General features: G+C 60.0%; 14 protein-coding genes and 1 pseudogene. 4 read left to right on the plus strand and 11 right to left on the minus strand.

Annotated features, from left to right (window positions below; all coding sequences use genetic code 11):
• Window positions 1-177: 177 nt before the first annotated feature.
• The 5 genes from tkt to BM222_RS08975 all read right to left on the minus strand — a co-directional run bounded on the left by tkt (window position 178) and on the right by BM222_RS08975 (window position 7,010).
• Window positions 178-2,151 (minus strand): transketolase, encoded by a 1,974-nt coding sequence (gene tkt / locus BM222_RS08955; protein ID WP_092227901.1) that lies wholly within the window; start codon window positions 2,149-2,151, stop codon window positions 178-180.
• Window positions 2,152-2,276: 125 nt separating this feature from the next.
• Window positions 2,277-4,136, minus strand: coding sequence for a TRAP transporter large permease (locus BM222_RS08960; protein WP_092227902.1), 1,860 nt, complete (start codon window positions 4,134-4,136; stop codon window positions 2,277-2,279).
• A gap of 7 nt (window positions 4,137-4,143) precedes the next feature.
• Entirely contained in the window at window positions 4,144-5,157 is a 1,014-nt protein-coding gene (locus tag BM222_RS08965) for a TRAP transporter substrate-binding protein (protein WP_092227903.1), read from the minus strand.
• 67 nt (window positions 5,158-5,224) lie between these two features.
• Complete coding sequence (locus tag BM222_RS08970) at window positions 5,225-6,082, minus strand: alpha/beta fold hydrolase (RefSeq protein ID WP_092227904.1); 858 nt, start codon at window positions 6,080-6,082, stop codon at window positions 5,225-5,227.
• 1 nt (window position 6,083) lies between these two features.
• Window positions 6,084-7,010: an NAD(P)-dependent oxidoreductase gene (locus tag BM222_RS08975; protein WP_092227905.1), complete on the minus strand. Its 927-nt coding sequence runs from the start codon at window positions 7,008-7,010 to the stop codon at window positions 6,084-6,086.
• A 233-nt stretch (window positions 7,011-7,243) separates the two neighbouring features.
• Between BM222_RS08975 and gcvA the strand changes: the two genes are divergently transcribed.
• Window positions 7,244-8,137, plus strand: coding sequence for a transcriptional regulator GcvA (gene gcvA / locus BM222_RS08980; RefSeq protein WP_091880873.1), 894 nt, complete (start codon window positions 7,244-7,246; stop codon window positions 8,135-8,137).
• Window positions 8,138-8,203: 66 nt separating this feature from the next.
• Here the strand turns inward: gcvA and BM222_RS08985 are convergent, their stop codons facing one another.
• The 6 genes from BM222_RS08985 to BM222_RS09010 all read right to left on the minus strand — a co-directional run bounded on the left by BM222_RS08985 (window position 8,204) and on the right by BM222_RS09010 (window position 15,455).
• Window positions 8,204-9,484, minus strand: a complete 1,281-nt coding sequence (locus tag BM222_RS08985) for a glycerate kinase type-2 family protein (RefSeq protein ID WP_092227906.1) — start codon at window positions 9,482-9,484, stop codon at window positions 8,204-8,206.
• Window positions 9,485-9,667: 183 nt separating this feature from the next.
• Window positions 9,668-10,666: an MBL fold metallo-hydrolase gene (locus tag BM222_RS08990; protein ID WP_092227907.1), complete on the minus strand. Its 999-nt coding sequence runs from the start codon at window positions 10,664-10,666 to the stop codon at window positions 9,668-9,670.
• 154 nt (window positions 10,667-10,820) lie between these two features.
• On the minus strand, window positions 10,821-11,684 hold the full coding sequence (locus BM222_RS08995) for an NAD-dependent epimerase/dehydratase family protein (protein ID WP_092227908.1): 864 nt from the start codon (window positions 11,682-11,684) through the stop codon (window positions 10,821-10,823).
• A 32-nt stretch (window positions 11,685-11,716) separates the two neighbouring features.
• Window positions 11,717-12,661: an ABC transporter permease gene (locus BM222_RS09000; protein ID WP_092227909.1), complete on the minus strand. Its 945-nt coding sequence runs from the start codon at window positions 12,659-12,661 to the stop codon at window positions 11,717-11,719.
• 43 nt (window positions 12,662-12,704) lie between these two features.
• On the minus strand, window positions 12,705-14,282 hold the full coding sequence (locus BM222_RS09005; protein ID WP_092227910.1) for a sugar ABC transporter ATP-binding protein: 1,578 nt from the start codon (window positions 14,280-14,282) through the stop codon (window positions 12,705-12,707).
• A 45-nt stretch (window positions 14,283-14,327) separates the two neighbouring features.
• Window positions 14,328-15,455, minus strand: a complete 1,128-nt coding sequence (locus BM222_RS09010; RefSeq protein ID WP_091880892.1) for a substrate-binding domain-containing protein — start codon at window positions 15,453-15,455, stop codon at window positions 14,328-14,330.
• A gap of 486 nt (window positions 15,456-15,941) precedes the next feature.
• Between BM222_RS09010 and BM222_RS09015 the strand changes: the two genes are divergently transcribed.
• The 3 genes and pseudogenes from BM222_RS09015 to BM222_RS41975 all read left to right on the plus strand — a co-directional run.
• Complete coding sequence (locus BM222_RS09015) at window positions 15,942-16,826, plus strand: NAD-dependent epimerase/dehydratase family protein (protein WP_092227911.1); 885 nt, start codon at window positions 15,942-15,944, stop codon at window positions 16,824-16,826.
• 10 nt (window positions 16,827-16,836) lie between these two features.
• Window positions 16,837-17,709, plus strand: coding sequence for a beta-keto acid cleavage family enzyme (locus BM222_RS09020; protein WP_244547056.1), 873 nt, complete (start codon window positions 16,837-16,839; stop codon window positions 17,707-17,709).
• Between the two features lie 28 nt (window positions 17,710-17,737).
• Window positions 17,738-18,340 (plus strand): annotated as a pseudogene (locus BM222_RS41975) (hypothetical protein); the annotation flags it as partial.
• Window positions 18,341-18,346 lie beyond the last annotated feature (6 nt).

Genomic DNA, 18,346 nt, shown 5'->3' on the forward strand with positions numbered 1-18,346 from the left:
GCCCTACAGGCGCTCCGGGCTACCGCTCAGTAGATAGTCAGACAGCCTGCATGCAGCAGAGGGACCAAACACGGGGCAAAGGGAGGATCGGTCAGGCAAACGTCGGCGGGCGTGATCGTGCGCTGGCCTCGTTCCCCGGCCATCGGCGTCGCGCTCGACTGACGGCCGGATCGGCCGTCACGATTGCTTGCCGGACTCAAGACGTTGCAAGACCTTCGTCACAATGTTCTCCGCCGTTATCCCGAAATGGCGGAACAGTTCCTCGCCCGGTCCCGACGCTCCAAAGCCGGACATGCCGACGAATATGCCGGCGTCTCCGATATAGCGCTCCCACCCGAGCGGGACGGCGGCCTCAACGCCTACGCGCAGCACGTCCTCTCCAAGAACGCTTCGTCGATAACTCTCTTGTTGCTGCTCGAATGCCTCCCAGCACGGCATCGATACCACAGCGGTCGGAATATTCAGCTTCTCGAGAAGTCCCTTAGCGTCGAGTGCGACGGCGACCTCGGATCCGGTCGCCAGCAGCGTAACCCGTCGTGCTCCGCCTGTCGCGTCGGCCAGAACATAGCCCCCGCGCGCGCTCAGATTCTCGTTCGAGTGCGTCGTCCTCACGGGCCGGAGAGCCTGGCGGGACAGGATGAAGGACGATGGGCCGTCGCGCCGCGACAGCGCCATCTCCCAACACTCGGCGACCTCGACGGCGTCTGCGGGACGGAGCACCAGAATATTGGGGATGGCCCTTAGTGAGGCCAAAAATTCGACCGGCTGATGCGTCGGGCCATTCTGTCCAATACCAATGGAATCGTGACTGTTGATAAAGACGACGGGCAACCCCATCAGGGCTGCCATCCTGATGGCGGGCCGCAAGTAATCAGAGAAGGCGAGATAGGTCGCCCCGATCGGCATGATCCCGCCGTGAGCGGCCATCCCGTTCATGATCGATCCCATCGCGTGTTCGCGGACACCGTAGTGCACAAAACGGCCACCGCGCTCAGTCGCGGTGAAAGCCTGCAGGTCACGCTTGTGGCAGGTGGGCCCCTCAAGATCCGGCGCGCCGCTGAGCAATTCCGGAAATACGTCGAACAACGTCGCCACCGCCTCGCCGGACGACAGGATGGATGGTTGGGCCGGCAAGGAAAGCGCGGACTCTTTGTATTGCCGCAAGGGAGCCTGCCAGTCCGCCGGCATCTTGCGGTCCGCCAGGCGTTCCAAAAGCGCGCGTCGCTCAGGCGCAAGTTCGGAGACCCGCGATTTCCAGGCATCGTACCGTTCTGTATTGCGCGCGCTGATCAAGCTCCGCCAGCCGTTCAGGACCTCCGAAGGGACAACAAAGGGCGGACTGGTCCAGCCAAGGCGTTCGCGAGCGGCTTGCGTATCCTCCTTGAAAACGCGCCCGCCATGCGCGCCCCGCTTTCCCTCGAGCCGCGGGAACCCACGGCCGATCACCGTCGCGCATGCAATGAGGCTGGGCCTCGGATCGGATTTCGCGTGCGCGATCGCGACGTCGACCGATTCGAAATCGTGTCCGTTCGCATCCAGGACCTGCCAACCCGCCGCCCGGAAGCGCGTCCGGATATCTTCGCTGGTCGACAGGTCCGTGCTGCCGTCGTCGGTCATCGAATTGTCGTCCCAGAGAACGACAAGTTTTCCGAGACGAAGATGGCCAGCCAGTGCAAGCGCTTCCTGGGCGACCCCTTCCATCAGGCAACCGTCACCCGCGATGACATAAGTGAAGTGATCGAGCAGGTCGGAGCCGAGCATCTGGCGCAGATATTCTTCGGCAATGGCCATACCCACGCCATTGGCGAATCCCTGCCCCAGTGGCCCGGTGGTAACTTCGATGCCGTGCTCGACCGCATATTCCGGATGACCATGACAGATGGATCCGAGCGTACGGAAGCGCTTGATCTGCTCGATGTCGATCGCCTCGTATCCGCTCAGGTACAGCAACGAATAGAGCAACATCGATCCATGACCGTTGCTCAGGATGAACCTGTCGCGATCGATCCAGGTCGGATCGGCGGGGTTGAACTTGAGATGGCGCGTGAACAGGACGGTGGCGATCTCGGAACAACCAAGCGGTGCACCAGGATGACCGTCCCGGGCATTCTCGATGGCGTCGAGAGACAGCATCCTGATTGCATTGGCCATCGCCCCATCCAGGTCTTGATCTCGAGATACGGGTGTTCGCGGCACGATAGTCATGTTTAACCCTTGTCTGTTCACGTCTGTGATTGTTTCTTCGCCGTCCGATCAAATCGTTCGAGGCTGAGGCGCTAGAGAAAACCGATCGAGAGCCAGGGGATGCACGCGACCACGATGAGGCCGGCAAGCAGCGCCAGCATGTATCCCATCAAGGGACGAATGCCTTGCGCCGGATCGGCGCGACCGATCGCGCAAGCTGCGTAATATCCGACGCCGAATGGCGGAAGGAAGAGTCCCATTCCCATCGCCAGAATGATCACCATCGCATAGTGCACCTCATGAAGGCCGACAGCCTTCGCGATTGGGAACATAAGAGGAGCGAAAAGCACGAGCGCCGGTATTCCCTCCAGCACGCTCCCCAGCACGATAAACATCAGGATCGACACAGCCATGAAGGTTGGGCCGCCGCCGGGAAGAGACGCCATGACCTTTGCGAGATCGCGCGAAAACCCCGACTGCGTCAAACACCAGGCGACGGTTGTCGCGGCACCGATGATGAACAGAATGGCGCCCGACAGCGCGGCCGTGTCGATCAGCATCTTTGGAAATTTCGACCAGTCGCACCGGCGATAGATCAAAATTCCGACAAGGACCGAGTATGCGATACCGATTGTCGAGACTTCCGTGGCCGTGGCCACGCCCTCGACGACCGCCGCTCTGATGATGAACGGAAGCGCGAGCGCCGGGAGCGCGAAGAGAAACGCGCGGAGAACATCCCGCCGCGGCGGCCTCGAGATGTGCGAGAGATCCTCTCGCCTGTTCCTCCACCAAACGACCATCGTCAGGAAGAGACCAAGGACGACCGCCGGTACCAAGCCCCCTGTAAAGAGCGCCGCGATCGACACGCTGGTTACCGAGCCGATCGTAATCAACACGAGGCTGGGTGGGATGGTCTCGGTCTGGGCGCCGGTCGCGGCGAGCAATGCGACGAGCTCCCCGCTCTTTTGCCCACGCTTCCTCATTTCCGGAAGGAGCGAGGGGGCTACCGCGGCCATGTCTGCAGTTTTCGAACCAGAGATGCCGGACACGAGGTACATGGCGCCGATCAGAACATAGCTCAACCCGCCCCTGACATGGCCGAGCAGCGCTGCGAGGAAGTCGACCATCGCCTTCGCCATCCCTGTGAGTTCCATCAAGTAGCCGAGGAATACGAAGAGCGGAACGGCGAGCAAGATGAGGTGCGACATACCCTCGTCCATCCGCCCGGCAATCGTCAGAACGGGCGAATTCGTTGCAAGGCCGATATATCCGAGTGCAGCCGTGCCGAACGCAAATGCGATAGGCACCCCGAGAAACACGGCCACGCCGACCAGGCCCACGAAGAACAGCACGAGGTTGAGGTTTCCGAGGCCAAGGAAGAAGCCGCGAGACAACCAAACGAGCGCAGTGATGCCGGCCGCAAGGCAAAAGGCGGTCACCAACCGCGCTCGCGCGATCGAACCCGCTTTTGCGAGCGCGAAGACGACCATGAGGACGAGGCCCACGGGCAGCGCCGCTGCGCGCATCGATCCCGGCAACTCCAGCGCCGGAGTAATCACAAACGACTCCTCGTGCGCGTAGTCGATCGCCGGCCAGAGCATGAGGACCATGAAGGCGACGCAAGCCAACAACGCCACCGTTTCGCAGTTTGCCCGCGCCGAAGGGCCGAACCGATCGACAAGGGCTGTCATACGCATGTGCTGGCCGCGGTGCAGCGCGATGGCGGAGCCGAGCATGGAGAGCCAGACGAACAAGATCTGAGCGAGTTCGTCGGTCCAGACGATCGGCGCTTGGAAGACATACCGGGCAATCACGCCGATCGACAGCACTCCGATCTCGACCGCAACGACCGCGCCAGCGAACAGCTCGGTGAGAGATATAAGCCAAGCTATCAGCCTTGGGCCAAGACCCGGTCGGATGCCGATCATCACTGGTTCGTCAGTCACCGCCATCGTGCCCTCAGCTCAGCTTGCCGCTCGCTGCCTCCAGAAGAGCCCAGGCTTCATCCCCGTACTTGCCCTTCCATTCGCCGTAGAAGCCCGACTGCTGCAGCTTGGAGCGGAACGCGGCCGTATCGACCTTGACGAACTCCAGACCCTTCGTGCTCAATTCGCCCTGGAGCGAGTTGTTGAGCGCCGCGACGTCGGCGCGCTGCTTGACTGCAGCCTCGTTGACCGTCCTGACGATGACATCGCGGTCCGAGGCAGGGATACCCTCGAACGCCCGCTTGTTTGCCAGGAACCAGAAGCCGTCCCACATGTGGTTCGTTTCGGAGAGATACTTCTGGACCTCGTACATCTTGGCGAAGTAAATTCCCGCCAACGGATTTTCGAGGCCGTCGGCCACCTTGGTCTGGAGAGCGGAATAGGTCTCGCCCCACGGAATCGAGGTCGGCGAGGCGCCAAGGGATTTGAAAAGCGACGTCCACAACGGACTCGGCGGCACCCTGATCTTCAAGCCCTTTAGATCATCGGGCGTCTTGATCGGGCTCTTGGCCGAGGTGGTTTGCCGAAAGCCGTTGTCCCACATCTTCTCAAAGGCAACGATGTTCGACTTGGCGAAGCTCGCGATGATGTGTTTTCCAAGAGGACCGTCGACGGCGTTCCAGACCTGGGAATAGTCCGCGAAGGCAAATCCGATTCCGGTGATCGCAGCGACCGGCACCAGGGTGGCTACAATCAGGCCCGACGATGCGAAGAACTCGATCGCACCCGACCGCAGCTGGCTCAGCATATCTGCGTCGCTGCCAAGCTGACTGTTCGGGAAGACCTCGATTGCGACACGTCCGTCGGTCAGCTTCAGGATCGCCTCGGCTGCCTCCGTCATCCGCGTGTTGAGCGGATGATCTTTCGGCATGATGTTGGCGAACTTCAACTTGAACTGCGGCTCAGCCCTGACAATCGAGGGATACGCAAGACCAAGTGCAATACCAACTCCCCCGTGCAGCACGCCACGTCGCGACAACTTTCTCATCGTCTCCTCCTCCACAATGTTACTGGTATTTTCTTTGGTCGATTTCTGCGCGGGCGAACGCCTGCGCCTATTCCTTCTCTGCAAAGAAGCCCAACAACGCCTCGGAGATGAATTCCGGCGCCTCTTCGGCCACCCAATGCCCGCTGTCCGGGATCGTGCCGCCCCGCACATTTTCAGCGACACGCTTTAGCGACTCGATAGTTTCGAGCCCGCGTCCGAATGCCTTCTCGCCGCCCAGCGCCAAAACCGGCATCTTGAGCTTGCCTTGCGATGCCAATATCGCCCGATTGTCCGCGACGTCCTGCGCAAAGGCCCGGTAGTAGCCGAACATTGCGCGGAACGCCCCGAGCTTCTTGTAGGTCCGGTAATATTCCTGCTTGTCGTCCTCCGAGAGGAAATTGGCGCGATGGCCGTAGTTCTCGAAGAACCAGTTCAGCACTAGTTCTTCACGCCCCGCGCAGAGTGCCTCGGGAAGATCCGGAGTGCGATAAAAGGGGTGATGCCATCGCCGCCCGCCCTGCGACATCTCTCCGCCATCGCCCGGAATCGTCACGTCCAGAATCGCGAGCTTCGACACCGCCTCCGGGTGATGTGCAGCGAGCGAGAACGCGACCGGCCCGCCCCAGTCGTGTCCGACAAGATGAAATCGTTCGATTCCCAAGTGACTGTTGACAAGCTGCCAGATGTCCTCGGCTACGGTCTTTTTGTCGTATCCCGATTGCGGACGGGTCGAGTCTCCCAGTCCACGAAGGTCCGGAGCGATCACGAAGTATCGCTCAGCGAGCCGTGGCATCACGAACCGCCATTCATACGAGGATTGAGGGATCCCGTGCAGGAGAACCACCGGATCGCCTTTGCCGGCGGCCAAGTAATGCAGCGAAACCTCGCTCAGATCAGCGAAATGACTGTTTGCCGGGCGCATCATCTCACCTTCCTGACACACCGGTCATTGCGCGATATGCTCTTACGACCTGACTGTCGTCGACCTGACCAAAGCCTTGGCCCGAAACCGCCAAAAACATCTGCTGTGCGATGGACGCGAGCGGGGTCGGCGCTTTCAGACGCTGGCCGGCATCCAAGACGATTCCGAGGTCCTTGACGAAGATATCGATGGCGCTGGTCACCTGAGGTTCGCCCGCAATCATGCGGGAGCCCCTGTCGCGCAACATCCAGCTGGACGCTGAGGATTCAGAGAAGATTTTGATCAGGATCTGCGGATCGATGTCCGCCTGCGCACCGAGTGAGACAGCCTCTGCAGCTGCCGCCAGATGCACGCCGCACAGGAGCTGGTTGATTGTCTTTACCAGCGCTCCCTGCCCAGGAATCGACCCGACATGATGCACTTTGTCTCCCATCGCCTGAAGAAGCGGCTCCACGCGAGAAAACGTTTCGTTCGGGCAAGCCGCCATGATGGTGAGCGTAGCTGAGGCGGCACCCGCGACTCCTCCGGACACGGGAGCATCGACGAAGCTGCGGCCGGTTTTGATGACCGCGTTTGATATTCTTTCAACGTCTGCCGCTGGACAGGTCGCCATGAGAACAACGCCGCCTTCTTTTGGCAGGGCCTCAAGAACACCCGCCTCAAACAGCAGTTGCTCTGCCTGGGCAACGTTCACTACCATGAGCACCACAAAGTCCGTGCCCAGCGCGGTATCCTTCGCCGCATTGGCCCAGATACCTCCTTCCTTTTCGAACGCGGCGCGAGCTTCCGCTCTGACGTCGTATCCCCTCACTCGATAGCCGCGAGCGCAGAGATGCGCGGCCATCCTTGAGCCCATGGATCCGAGGCCGATAAACCCGATGTTGATTGCCTTGGATAGATCCGCGCTCTTGCTATCCCGCGTCATGCTCATATGGCGATGGTGTCCCTTCGTATTGCTTTCGAGCGCGCGGCCTCCCTCGCCTTCGCGAAGGAGCGCTGACCAGCAAGAAGGAGCGGAGGACTCTCGTGATGAGAGCCCAGTGGACGCACCTCCGGATCTTGCGGTTGTCAGCCCGCATTCTCTATCCCTTGACCCTAGTAACCTTGCCCGGCACCAACAAAGGAATTAAAGTCCAAGTTAGATGAACTCTATTCATGTGAACCATGACCCACCTGCTTCACTTGCGCGCCATTCAGATCTTCGAGGCCGCGGCGCGTCTTGGCTCCTTCCTTCGCGCTGCGGACGAATTAAGGGTCACGCCTTCCGCCGTGAGCCACCAAATCAGGTCACTGGAAACCACTTTAGGCGTACAGCTCTTTCATCGAATCAACCGCGCGGTCATGCTGACCGACGTCGGTCGAAAGTATGCCGACGAAGTATCCGAGGCGCTCGGGCGTATTGAAGCCGCAAGCCAGACTGTGGCGCGAAAAGGCAAAAGCGACATTCTGACGATACATTCGGTTCCGAGTTTTGCGAGCCAGTGGCTGATGCCACGGCTCTCCAGATTCGGCGCGCTCAATCCGGAAATCGATTTGAGATTGAATGCATCGGGTGACGCTGCCGACCTAGGAGGCGATGCCGTCGACATCGATATTCGATACGGCACCTTCGTGCCTGCAGCCTACTTGGGTGTTGACTCGTTTCCGCTCGAGACGATCGTCGTATTGTGCTCACCCAAGCTCATGAAAGGCGCATCGCGGATTCGGACGCCGGCTGACATAAAGAAGCACGTCTTGATCCACTCCGAGGTCAACCTCTACCGATGGAAGCACTGGGCGGAGGACGCAAAGCTCGAGCTGGATCTAGAGCGCGGCCCTCGTTTTGACCGCTCTTTCATGGCCATCAGCACCGCCGTTGACGGCCTCGGTGTTTGTTTGGAGAGCCGACTGCTAGTCCAACGCGAGCTCGAAAGCGGTCGCCTGGTCATGCCTTTCGGACCGAATGGCGCTCGTATGCTGTGTCACAGCCTAGTATACCGCCGCTCTCGCACCAACGTACCGAAGATCGCCACGTTCCGGAAATGGATGTCGCAGGCTTTACGCGAGACTGAGACCTAGAGGCACGTCGAACGCCCGGGCGATCGCATTCCGTTCCGCTCCGAATGGGCCAGGCGGCGGCTGCGGCTACTCAACCAGGATGACCCGCAGATCATTGACATTCGTCAACGTTGGACCCGTCTGCAGCAGATCGCCGGTCTCTGCGAAGAAGGCGCTTGCGTCATTGTTGCCGAGATACGACCGAGCGTCGAGGCCGCGCGATTTGGCCCGACTAAGGATCCGCTCGTCAATAATGGCGCCGGCAGGATCTGACGCGACCCCGCTGCCGCCATCTGCACCATCGGTATCTGCAGCAAGAGCTGCGATGCCACTTTCGCCGTTGAGCGCGAGGGCTAACGCGAGTGCATACTCCTGATTGGGTCCGCCACGCCCATTGCCGCGAACGGTGACCGTTAGCTCCCCACCCGACACTATGGCGACGCGCTTTCGTTCCGACCGAGCTTGCAGCGCGAGGCGCGCATGGTTGGCCGCGACATCACGCGCCTCACCTTCAAGATCAGCTCCGAGATCGATGATCTCGTAGCCAGCTTTTCCTGCGGCAGCAATCGCTGCAGCCAGCGCGTCGCGTGGCCTTGCGATTAGCTCCAGGCGCGTCCTAGCAAAACACGGATCATTAGGCTTACAGCTCTCGTTTTGCGGATCCCTGAGGGCGTGACGAATCGCCTCATCTGGCAGGAGGTCGTATTTCTCGATTACCGCTCGCGCGTCCGCGAGCGTCGTCTGATCCGGTACGGTCGGTCCGGACGCAATTGAGGACGGATCGTCGAATGGCACGTCGGAAATTGCAAGCGCCACGACCTCAGCCCGCCTGCTGGCACGCGCGAGGCGTCCACCTTTGATACGCGACAGGTGTTTGCGGACGATGTTGATCTCGTCGATCCGTGCGCCGGAGCGCAACAACGAACGCGTCAGTTGCTGCTTCTGGACGATGGTAATGCCGTCAACAGGTGCGATCCAGTTGGCGGAGCCGCCACCGGACAGCAACACCAAGACCAAGTCTTCCTCTCGGGCACTCTGGGCGAGTCGCAGCGTCCTTTCGGTACTCTCCCGTCCTGCGTCGTCCGGCACCGGATGGCCGGCCTCAACGACCTCGACGCATCTCGTCGGCACGCGATGACCGTGCCGGGTCGTCGCAATGCCGATCAGTCGATCCGGATCAAACTTGAACACATCCAGGTAGTGCCGCTCGGCCGCTGCGGCCATGGCGGCGGCCCCCTTGCCGGCTGCGAGACAGATCAAACGGCCCTTCGGAGCTGCCGGAAGATGAGGCACCAGTATGACGTTGGGATGGGCGGCGGCGATCGCGGCATCTAGAACGGCGCGAAGGAGAAGGCGTCGATCGGTCATTTCAATACTCGTTCTAAAAAAGGGCCCGACCTCTAGGGTCGGGCCAGTCTCGGGAGGAGCGCTTGCGCGCTTGTTTGGTCGGTGTCGCCGACCAACTTGTCAGGCCGCCATTAGACCGGCGGCTGAACTCCGCTGACAGGTCCGGTCAATGCCTGGCAGGGCCCGACTTGACTACCCCGCAAGCTAAAGAAACGACATGTGCATTGGCTCAGGATAATAGCGGAAGCCGTCACCATTCTTCCCTACGTGGCCAAGGCCGGGCCAAGGGAAGTGATATGACATCAGCGGCGTCCTGTTCGCGGCCAACATATCCAGCACTCTCACACGTGATTTCACGGACAGCTTGGAATCCGTGTCGAACAGAAACTCCATTCGAGGTTTTTCGAAAAGAAGCACGGGATGGTGCGTCAAATCCCCGACATAGCAAAACGACTTCCCCGCCGACTCGATCATAAAGCAGTGATGACCGAGTGTGTGACCGGGCGATGCAATCGCATGAACACCCGGTAGAAGCTGCTCGCCGTCCTTGAAGAAAACGATGCGATCGCGCACCGGCGGCAGGTTATGGATCGCTGCCTTGACCAGGCCATCGAGATCACCGCCGAGCTTGCTCTTGTCAGTCCAAAAGTCGTAGTCGGTCTGGCTGATGTAGATCTGTGCGTTCGGGAAGGTCGGCTTGTTATCGTCCCCCCAGATACCACCGATGTGATCCCAGTGCGCGTGCGAACAGACGACCGCGTCGATGTCCTCAAGAGCAATTCCGGCAGCGGCGAGGCTGCTCTTCAGGCGCCCGGTGGTGGGCCCGAACTGCTTGAGTGATCCCATTCCGGTGTCAAACAGCACCAGCTCGTTTCCAAAGTTGACAACCGGCGCATTCTGCTCGAGCACGACTTCCTTTGTCGGAAGGAAGCTCTTGTCGAGCATCCGCACGACTTCCTCCTTCGGCACACCCAGGAAGCTTTCGCTCGGGTCTCCAAGGGGCAGCGGTCCGTCCGATACGACAGTGACCTGTGCTTCCCCCAACGCAAACCGACAATACGACGGAACCTGCTTATCGGACTTCGGTTCCTTGGCTTCGCTGCGCGCAGCAACCACCTCGGTCAACGCCGCACCGCCCACCAAGGCAGCTCCCTTGACGAGATCCCGGCGCCTCATTTGCGAACGAGTCTTTCTTGACTCCATTTGCTCCTCCCAGAACGCGGCTTGTTAGTTTAGGCTGGACGCCGGAAGGCTACGGCGTGCCAGCACAAGGCTACAAACGAAATGGTTGGGTGGATAGGTGACCCCACTTCATCCAAAAGCGGTGCCCCGACTTTTTGAACGAGAATTTCTTTGTTTAACTTTTACTTTTTTGAGCCGGCCGCCAACTATGCTTCGGCGAATAACCGAGCACGCGACGAGCCTTGTCTATGGAGAGCAGCGTCTCATTTCCGCTGATTTTCCTCTTGAATGGTACGCCAGGAAAATATTTTTGTGCAAGCTCCACACTGGGTGTCGGCGATACCGTGTCGGCATTGGCAATTACGAAGACTTCTGCTCCCTTGATATCTGTCTCCAGCGATAGCCGAACCGCCTGAGCCCCATCACGTGCATCGATGTAACCGAACAGATTGAACTTTCGATCTTCCGGATCGAAGGACGGAAATTGACCGTATTCGGCCGGATCCATCACGTTCGAAAACCGCAGGCACGCAATCTTCAGCAGGGGATCCCACCGGCAATACTGACGCGCAATTTCTTCGCCGACCGCTTTGGACAGCGAATAAGCCGTTTCGGGCCTTGCCGGATAATCTTCGTCGACTGGAAGATATGGCGGCGGATCCTTGTATGGCAGACCGAGCAAGGTCTCGCTTGAAGCCCAGACCACATTGCGTATGCCAAGGCGGCGCGCCGCCTCAAAGACATTATAGGTACTGGCCGTATTGATACCGAATACCTCGCTGATAGCCACAACTCCGGGCATTGGAACGGCAGCGAGGTGAACAACTGCGTCCACCCCTCGCTTGTGATACCATTCCATGCCGGAAAGCAGCTCTATGGTGCGATCGAGATCCGTGAGATTGACCTGCACGAAAGGACAAAGGTCCACCGCAGGAGGTGTGACATCCGCGTTGACCACGTTGTAGCCGTGATCCAAGAGATCCTTGACGCAAGCTCGGCCGAGCTTGCCGCTTCCACCAGTGACGATGACCAAAGTCATGCGATAGTCCCTCTTTTTTGAGTTCTGCTCGGTCAGGCGCGCTGGCTGCGGCCCAAGGCCACCGCCAGAACTATGAGAACGCCTCGCGCCATAAGCTGCTGACTAAAGTCGAGCCCCAGCAGAATGAGGCCATTGTTGATAACGCCGATCAGCAGCGCGCCCACGATTGATCCGATGACGGTTCCGGCTCCGCCGAACAGGCTGGTACCGCCAAGAACGACGGCGGCGATAACCGACAGTTCATCGCCCTCTCCCAGCTGGAAGCGCCCCGAGTGCAGGCGTCCCGCGTAAAGCATACCTGCGACGGAAGCCGCCGTGGCGGTCATTAGAAGCGCCTGAAACTTGACGGTTCTTGTCTTGATGCCGCTGTAGCGCGCTGCTGTCTCACCACCACCGGTGGCCAAGATCTTTCGTCCGAAGGGGGTCTTTCGCAGGGCCGTATGAGCCAGCGCGCCGAGGATCACGACCCACAATACAAGGATCGGGACCGGGCCGATATTTCCCGATCCGAAAACGGCGATGAAGGTGTCATCGATCACCGGCACGGGAGAGGTTCCGCTCATCCACATGCCAAGACCTCGGGCAAAGCCCATCATACCTAACGTGACCAGAAAGGAGGGAATGCCGATCCAGGCGGTCAAGCTTCCATTCACGGCTCCCACAAGGAGACCGGTACAAAGTCCGGCCGCAATCGCAGGTACAAGCCCGTAACGGCTGAGAGCGAGGCCTGAGGTCACTGAAGCCAAGCCTGCAATGGCTCCAACCGACAAATCGATCTCACCGGCGCACAACACGAAGGTCATGGCCATCGCCATGATGGCGATGATCGCGGTTTGTCGGGCGATGTTGAGCAGATTATTGGCTGACAGGAAGCCGCGATCACTCAGCGTGATCGCGAATATCACGAAAATTAGCGCGAACCCAATATAGACGACGTATTGTCGCCAGTCCGAGACAATGGAATCGCCTCTAACCATGGCCAACGAACCTCGATGCGTCGTCGCTGCAGTTCCAGTTCCATCAGTACGTCGGAGCATTGAGCCGCACCTCCTGGATTAGGACTTGAAGGTTGTGCTCCGCCTTGGCGATCTGCACCCCTTCGTCTGCACTTCCGGTCGGCTCGCCGGCCGCCACGGAAATCTCGTCCCTGGACACCTCGCGGGCAATGCGTCCGTCGCTCATGATGAGCACTCGATCGCTAACCGCCAGAAGTTCGGCGAGCTCGGAAGAAATGATGATGATGGCCCGTCCCTCATCCGCAAGTTCGCGGATCAGATCGACGATTTCCGTTTTGCTCCCGATGTCGATGCCCGCCGTGGGCTCGTCCAGGATGAGTATCTCCGGATTCATGGCCAACCATTTGCCGAGCACCACCTTCTGCTGGTTGCCGCCTGAGAGTGTTCGCACCGGCACCGAGCTGGAGGTTGCTTTAATACGCAGTCGTTGAATCAAGCCAGTCGCAGAAGCGGTCTCCTTGGTGCCGTCAAGGAACAGGCCTCGCGCGAGGTCGCCTAGTCGAGGCAGACTGAGATTTGTACGTATGGTGTGCGCTGCGATCAGGCCTTCGCGAGCCCTGCTTTCAGGTATGAGGGCGATACCCGCTTCCATCGCTTCACGTGGACTGCGAATTCTGACAGCTTGGCCTTTCACTCGAATTTCGCCCGAGGTCATTGCATCAATACCAAACATGACCCGAGCCAGTTCGCTGCGGCCGGAACCCAACAGCCCCGCAATGCCGAGCACTTCACCGGAATAAACTTCGAAAGAAGCGTTCATCGGCTTATTCGGCCCGGATACCGATCGGACCTCGAGAGCCGGGCTACGCGTGCGGTCAACCGAACGCGGCCGCCAGCTGAAACTTCCAACCCGCTTGCCGATCATATGCTCGACGACATCCTGGATTTCGACCTGGCGCACTGGGGCGGTCGCGACGTTCCGACCATCCCTAAGGATGGTCACTTCCTCGGCGATCTCGAATATCTCGTCCATACGATGCGACACGTAGACGATCGCGGCCCCGTCCGCGGACAGGCGTTTGAGGAGAGAAAAGAGACGCTCGACCTCAACGCCGGTCAACGCGGATGTCGGCTCATCCAAAATAAGGATGCGAGCGTCTTGCGAGATCGCTTTCGCGATCTCGACCATTTGCATCTGGCCAGTGCTGAGCTTCTGAACAGGTGTCGCCGGATCGACATCCATGCCGAGTTCGGACATGATCACTCTCGATTGCTCCCGCGCCGTACGATCGTCCACGAGAAGCCCAAATTTTCTCGGCTCTCGAGAAAGAAAGATGTTCTGGGCGACGGTCAGACTTGGGATCAGGCTGAGCTCCTGAAATATCATCCCGATACCCGAGGCGCGGGATGTAGCGGCACTAAAGCTAATCATCTGCCGACCGAAGACGGTTATCGAGCCTTCGGTCGGCGTCAGAATTCCCTGAAGTATTTTGAGCAGCGTCGACTTTCCGGCGCCATTCTCGCCCATCAGCGCGTGGACCGTTCCTTGCTTGACCGCGAAGTCGACGCCGCGAAGGACGTGGAGCCCTCCGAACGACTTCTTGATGCCGGTCATCTCGACCGCGTTGCTGGATTCGATCATGACCCATAGCTCGCGTGCGGGGACAAACTCCCGGGCCTACTAGTCCTACTTCAAGGCGTCCGTCACCACTTGAGGCGGCGGCGTCCCATTAGACATTGGCCAGCCGGCAATCAGGTTCTGCTTGGTCACCGCCAGTGCGGGAAGCACGACATAGGGCGGCGCTGCTTTGCCGATCAGGGCATAGCCCGCCAAAATGCCTTCCGCATAGCCTGCGCCGTACGGCCGCTGCGATCCCGTCCCCTTCACGTAACCATTCTTCGCCATATCGATAGCGATGTTTACACCAAGGTCGCAGGTCGTGATCACGAGATCCTTCGGCCCGCGTCCGCTGCTGCGCGCCGCAGCGAGCACGCCTTCGGTCGGCACATCCCAGACAGCCCAAATCCCGTTCAGTTCAGGATGGGCGGTCAGCATCCCAGAGGCGATACGCTCAGACTCACCGGAAAAGTCAGGGCCACCGACCCCCTGTTCGGCCACGATTTTGATGTCAGGGTAGGCTTTGATCGCCTCCTTGAATCCCATGACGCGCTCGACGGTCGCAAACAGGTCGGAAGCGTGTGGAATCAATCCAATATTGCCTTTTCCGTTCAGGGCCTGCGCCATAAGCAGCGCCGCAGCCTTGCCCATACCTCTATTGTCGGAAGACACGAGGCTCACATAATCCGTCCCGGGCGACATTCCGGCGCCAGTCTGATCGAGAAACACGATCTTTATACCGGAAGCCGCCGCACGCTTGTACGCGGCGGCCGTGCCGTTTTGCTCAGCAGGAACGCTAATCATCACGTTCGGTTTGCGGGCCATGACCGTCTCAATGTCGGAGACCTGTTGCTCGGCTTTGTATCCCGCGTCCGTGACAGCGATGATCTTGATTCCGAGCATATCGAGAGCAGCCTTTTGGCCCGCCATCTGCGCCTTCGCCCAATCGGAGGCGGTGTAGTGCATGACGATAGCCGCAGTCGCGTTCATCGACTTGATCTTTGCGATCTCCTCCGGGCTTAGCTCCAGGTCGCTGGCGAGAACGGGCTTTTCCCCGTGCGGACCGGATGCCGGATGCTCCTCGATATCCTTTAATGCCGCAGCAACATCCGCCGCCATCGACGGGCCTATGGCCAAGCCCATGATTGCGACAGAAGCAACTATCGCAGCGCTAAGGTTTTTAATCAGGCTAGACATGTAATCCCTCCCAAGAACGGGCTGCGCCCAAATGCGACACAGGATCTTTGCGTCCCTTAATGCATACATTAATGCGCGCGACCCGAGACCGTCAATCGCTCGCGGCTCATTGTACTAGCTTGCTTGAAGCAAATTTCACTGAGCCTCGATTGCCACATCATGTCGACTTGGAGCTGGACATCGCGTGATTTCCAGGGCGGCGGATAAATCTCGCGATTTGCGACGCGAATCTAGGTCAAACCTGGCGATACGGCCCCATTGTGCAGCGGTGCTCAACAGTCCAATGATGAAGAAAGCACAATCCCTAAACTACAATTCCCTTCCTCGGGTCGATGGACCGCCACGTTGCCAAAGCGCCACGCGGCCATGCGGTGTGTGAGCCAGATCGCACAGCGTGTTGAGCGCAATGTTCGCATCGGATGCCGTTCTAACGGGTTGTGGCCTCCGGAACGACATTCCGGCCTCGAGCATACCCGGAGATAAACAATGGCTAACGGCAAGCGTGTCGCCGTCACCGGCGCACTCGGCAAAATCGGCACGGTCCTCGTCCCCTATCTGCGGGACAAGGGCTATGAGGTTTTCCTAATTGACGACATCGCGCCATCCGATCCGAAGGAAGCCGCGATTGTCGCCGACCTCACCGACTTCGGCCAAGCGCTCGACGCTCTGTCGTCGATCGGCGCCGATACTTATGCTCGCGCGGAGCCCAAGGCATTCGACGCGATCGTGCATCTGGCCAGCATGCCCCACCCGCGCATGAAGCCGGATGCCGAAGAGCTGCGCATCAACATGATGGCGACCTATAACGTGTTCGAGTCTGCGCGCCGTCTCGGCATCAAGAACGTCATCTGGAGCGCGAGCGAGGTCGCCACCGGCATACCCTACGACAAAACCGCCGCTCCCTATGTCCCCGTCGACGAGGCCTATCCGATGCGAGGCTACAACGTCTATTCGCTGACTAAAGTGCTCGGCGAGGAGATGGCGCGCCAGTTTTGTCTCAACGATCCCGAGATGCGCATCACTTGCCTTCGCCTCTCCAATGTCATGAACCCCGAGGAGTATGAGGGGTTCGAGAAGTGGCAGGACGACTCCACCAAGCGTCTCTGGAACTTCTGGACCTACATCGACAATCGCGACGTAGCTCAGGCGGTTGCGCTGGCGATCGAACATGATGTCCGCGGCAAGGACGAGTTTTTCATCGCCAACGATGAAACGGTGATGCGGACTTCGACCACCGAGCTGCTCGACAGGCACTTTCCGAATATCGAGCGCCGCAAGGCGTTCAGCGGCAACGAGGCGGTCATCTCAAACGAGAAGGCCAAGCGAGTGCTCGGCTATCAGCCGCAGCATCGCTGGACCGACAAGAAGTAGGCCCCGAGTGATGGCGCGCAAACCGCTCATCATCGAGGCTCGGATCAACGAGTACACGCCGCGTAGCGAGAACAGGCACATCCCGTTCTCGCCATTGGAGATCGGCGAAGCTGCGGCGCGTGCTTGCCGGGCAGGTGCCAGCATCGTCCATTTCCACGCACGTCACGGCGATGGCTCACCCGACCACCGTGCCGAGACCTATGCAGCGGCGATCCGCGCCATCCGCGAGCGGTGCGATGTCCTGGTCTATCCAACGCTCGGTCAGGTTACTGCGGGCGGGGAGGATGAGGATCGGATCAGGCATATCGAGGCGCTGGCGGGCGATCCCGCCACACGTCCCGATATCGCGCCGATCGATACCGGCAGCACCAACATCGACCGCTTCAAGGACGGCGGGTTTCGCTCTGGCGAGCGGACCTATGTGAACCGCACCGGGACGCTGCGCTTCTTCGCCGAACGGCTGCGCACGCTTGGCGTCAAACCGCAGTTCGTCAGTTGGGCTGTCCCCTTTACGCGTATGTTCGAGGCACTTCGTGAGACCGGCCTCGTCGACGCCCCTGCCTGGTTCGTCTTCGAGTTGACGGGTGGCGGTATTTTGGGCGGCCACCCGGGCACGATCGACGGCCTGGAGGCACATCTACGCTTCCTTCCCGGCGGACCGCTCGAATGGTCCGTCTCGAACAAGATCGGCAACGTGACCAGCCAGGCCGCGCTCGCAATCGAGCGCGACGGCCATGTCTCGGCCGGCCTCGGCGACTATGGTTGGCCGGAACTCGGCTGCCCGGAGACCGGCGCCGTTATCCAGTTCATCGCCAACCTATCACGCGCCATGGGACGCGAGGTGGCTTCAGTGGCGCAAACCCGGGACATGCTTGATCTGTGATCCGGGCAGCACGAGAAAGACAAGGATCATGATACAAGACAAGGTTGTCGCCGCCCCGCAGGGCGTGGCGCTCGCGCAGATCGCGCTCGATCTGGGTGGCCTCTTTATCGGAACCGGCGAGTTCGCCGCCATGGGACTTCTGCCCGGCATGGCGCAGTCGGCCGGAGCCTCCATCCCACAGGCAGGCAATTTCATCAGCGCCTATGCGCTCGGCGTCGTTATCGGCGCGCCGGTCCTTGCCAATGATCGTCGGCAACATCACCGGCGGGTGGCTCGCGGACCGGGCGCTGATCCCGTCGATTTTCGGCATCATCGTCTGGAACATCGTGTTCCTCGCGCTGTTCTTTCTCGCCGCACACAACCCGATCCTCGCCGGTGGGTCGCTCTTCATGATCGGCGTCGGCTCCGCGGCCGTGCCTGCGCTTCAGGCGCGGCTTATGGACGTGCACGCCACGCGCAGTCCTTGGCCGCCGCGATGAACCATTCGGGTTTCAACCTGTCCAACGCGATCGGCTCTTGGATGGGCGGGCTCGCGATCGCAGCCGGCTATGGCTGGGCGTCGACCGGCCTCGTCGGTGCCGCGCTGGCGGGCGGGTTGGGGATCATGACAATCTCGGTGCTGCTGATGCGCGTTGCT

Source organism: Bradyrhizobium sp. Gha, assembly GCF_900113735.1.
GTDB lineage: Bacteria > Pseudomonadota > Alphaproteobacteria > Rhizobiales > Xanthobacteraceae > Bradyrhizobium.

Coding starts and splice junctions, on each gene's coding strand:
- tkt (WP_092227901.1), bottom strand. CDS start 2,151: ATGGCCAATGCAATCAGGATGCTGTCTCTCGACGCCATCGAGAATGCC.
- BM222_RS08960 (WP_092227902.1), bottom strand. CDS start 4,136: ATGGCGGTGACTGACGAACCAGTGATGATCGGCATCCGACCGGGTCTT.
- BM222_RS08965 (WP_092227903.1), bottom strand. CDS start 5,157: ATGAGAAAGTTGTCGCGACGTGGCGTGCTGCACGGGGGAGTTGGTATT.
- BM222_RS08970 (WP_092227904.1), bottom strand. CDS start 6,082: ATGATGCGCCCGGCAAACAGTCATTTCGCTGATCTGAGCGAGGTTTCG.
- BM222_RS08975 (WP_092227905.1), bottom strand. CDS start 7,010: ATGAGCATGACGCGGGATAGCAAGAGCGCGGATCTATCCAAGGCAATC.
- gcvA (WP_091880873.1), top strand. CDS start 7,244: ATGACCCACCTGCTTCACTTGCGCGCCATTCAGATCTTCGAGGCCGCG.
- BM222_RS08985 (WP_092227906.1), bottom strand. CDS start 9,484: ATGACCGATCGACGCCTTCTCCTTCGCGCCGTTCTAGATGCCGCGATC.
- BM222_RS08990 (WP_092227907.1), bottom strand. CDS start 10,666: ATGGAGTCAAGAAAGACTCGTTCGCAAATGAGGCGCCGGGATCTCGTC.
- BM222_RS08995 (WP_092227908.1), bottom strand. CDS start 11,684: ATGACTTTGGTCATCGTCACTGGTGGAAGCGGCAAGCTCGGCCGAGCT.
- BM222_RS09000 (WP_092227909.1), bottom strand. CDS start 12,661: ATGGTTAGAGGCGATTCCATTGTCTCGGACTGGCGACAATACGTCGTC.
- BM222_RS09005 (WP_092227910.1), bottom strand. CDS start 14,282: ATGATCGAATCCAGCAACGCGGTCGAGATGACCGGCATCAAGAAGTCG.
- BM222_RS09010 (WP_091880892.1), bottom strand. CDS start 15,455: ATGTCTAGCCTGATTAAAAACCTTAGCGCTGCGATAGTTGCTTCTGTC.
- BM222_RS09015 (WP_092227911.1), top strand. CDS start 15,942: ATGGCTAACGGCAAGCGTGTCGCCGTCACCGGCGCACTCGGCAAAATC.
- BM222_RS09020 (WP_244547056.1), top strand. CDS start 16,837: ATGGCGCGCAAACCGCTCATCATCGAGGCTCGGATCAACGAGTACACG.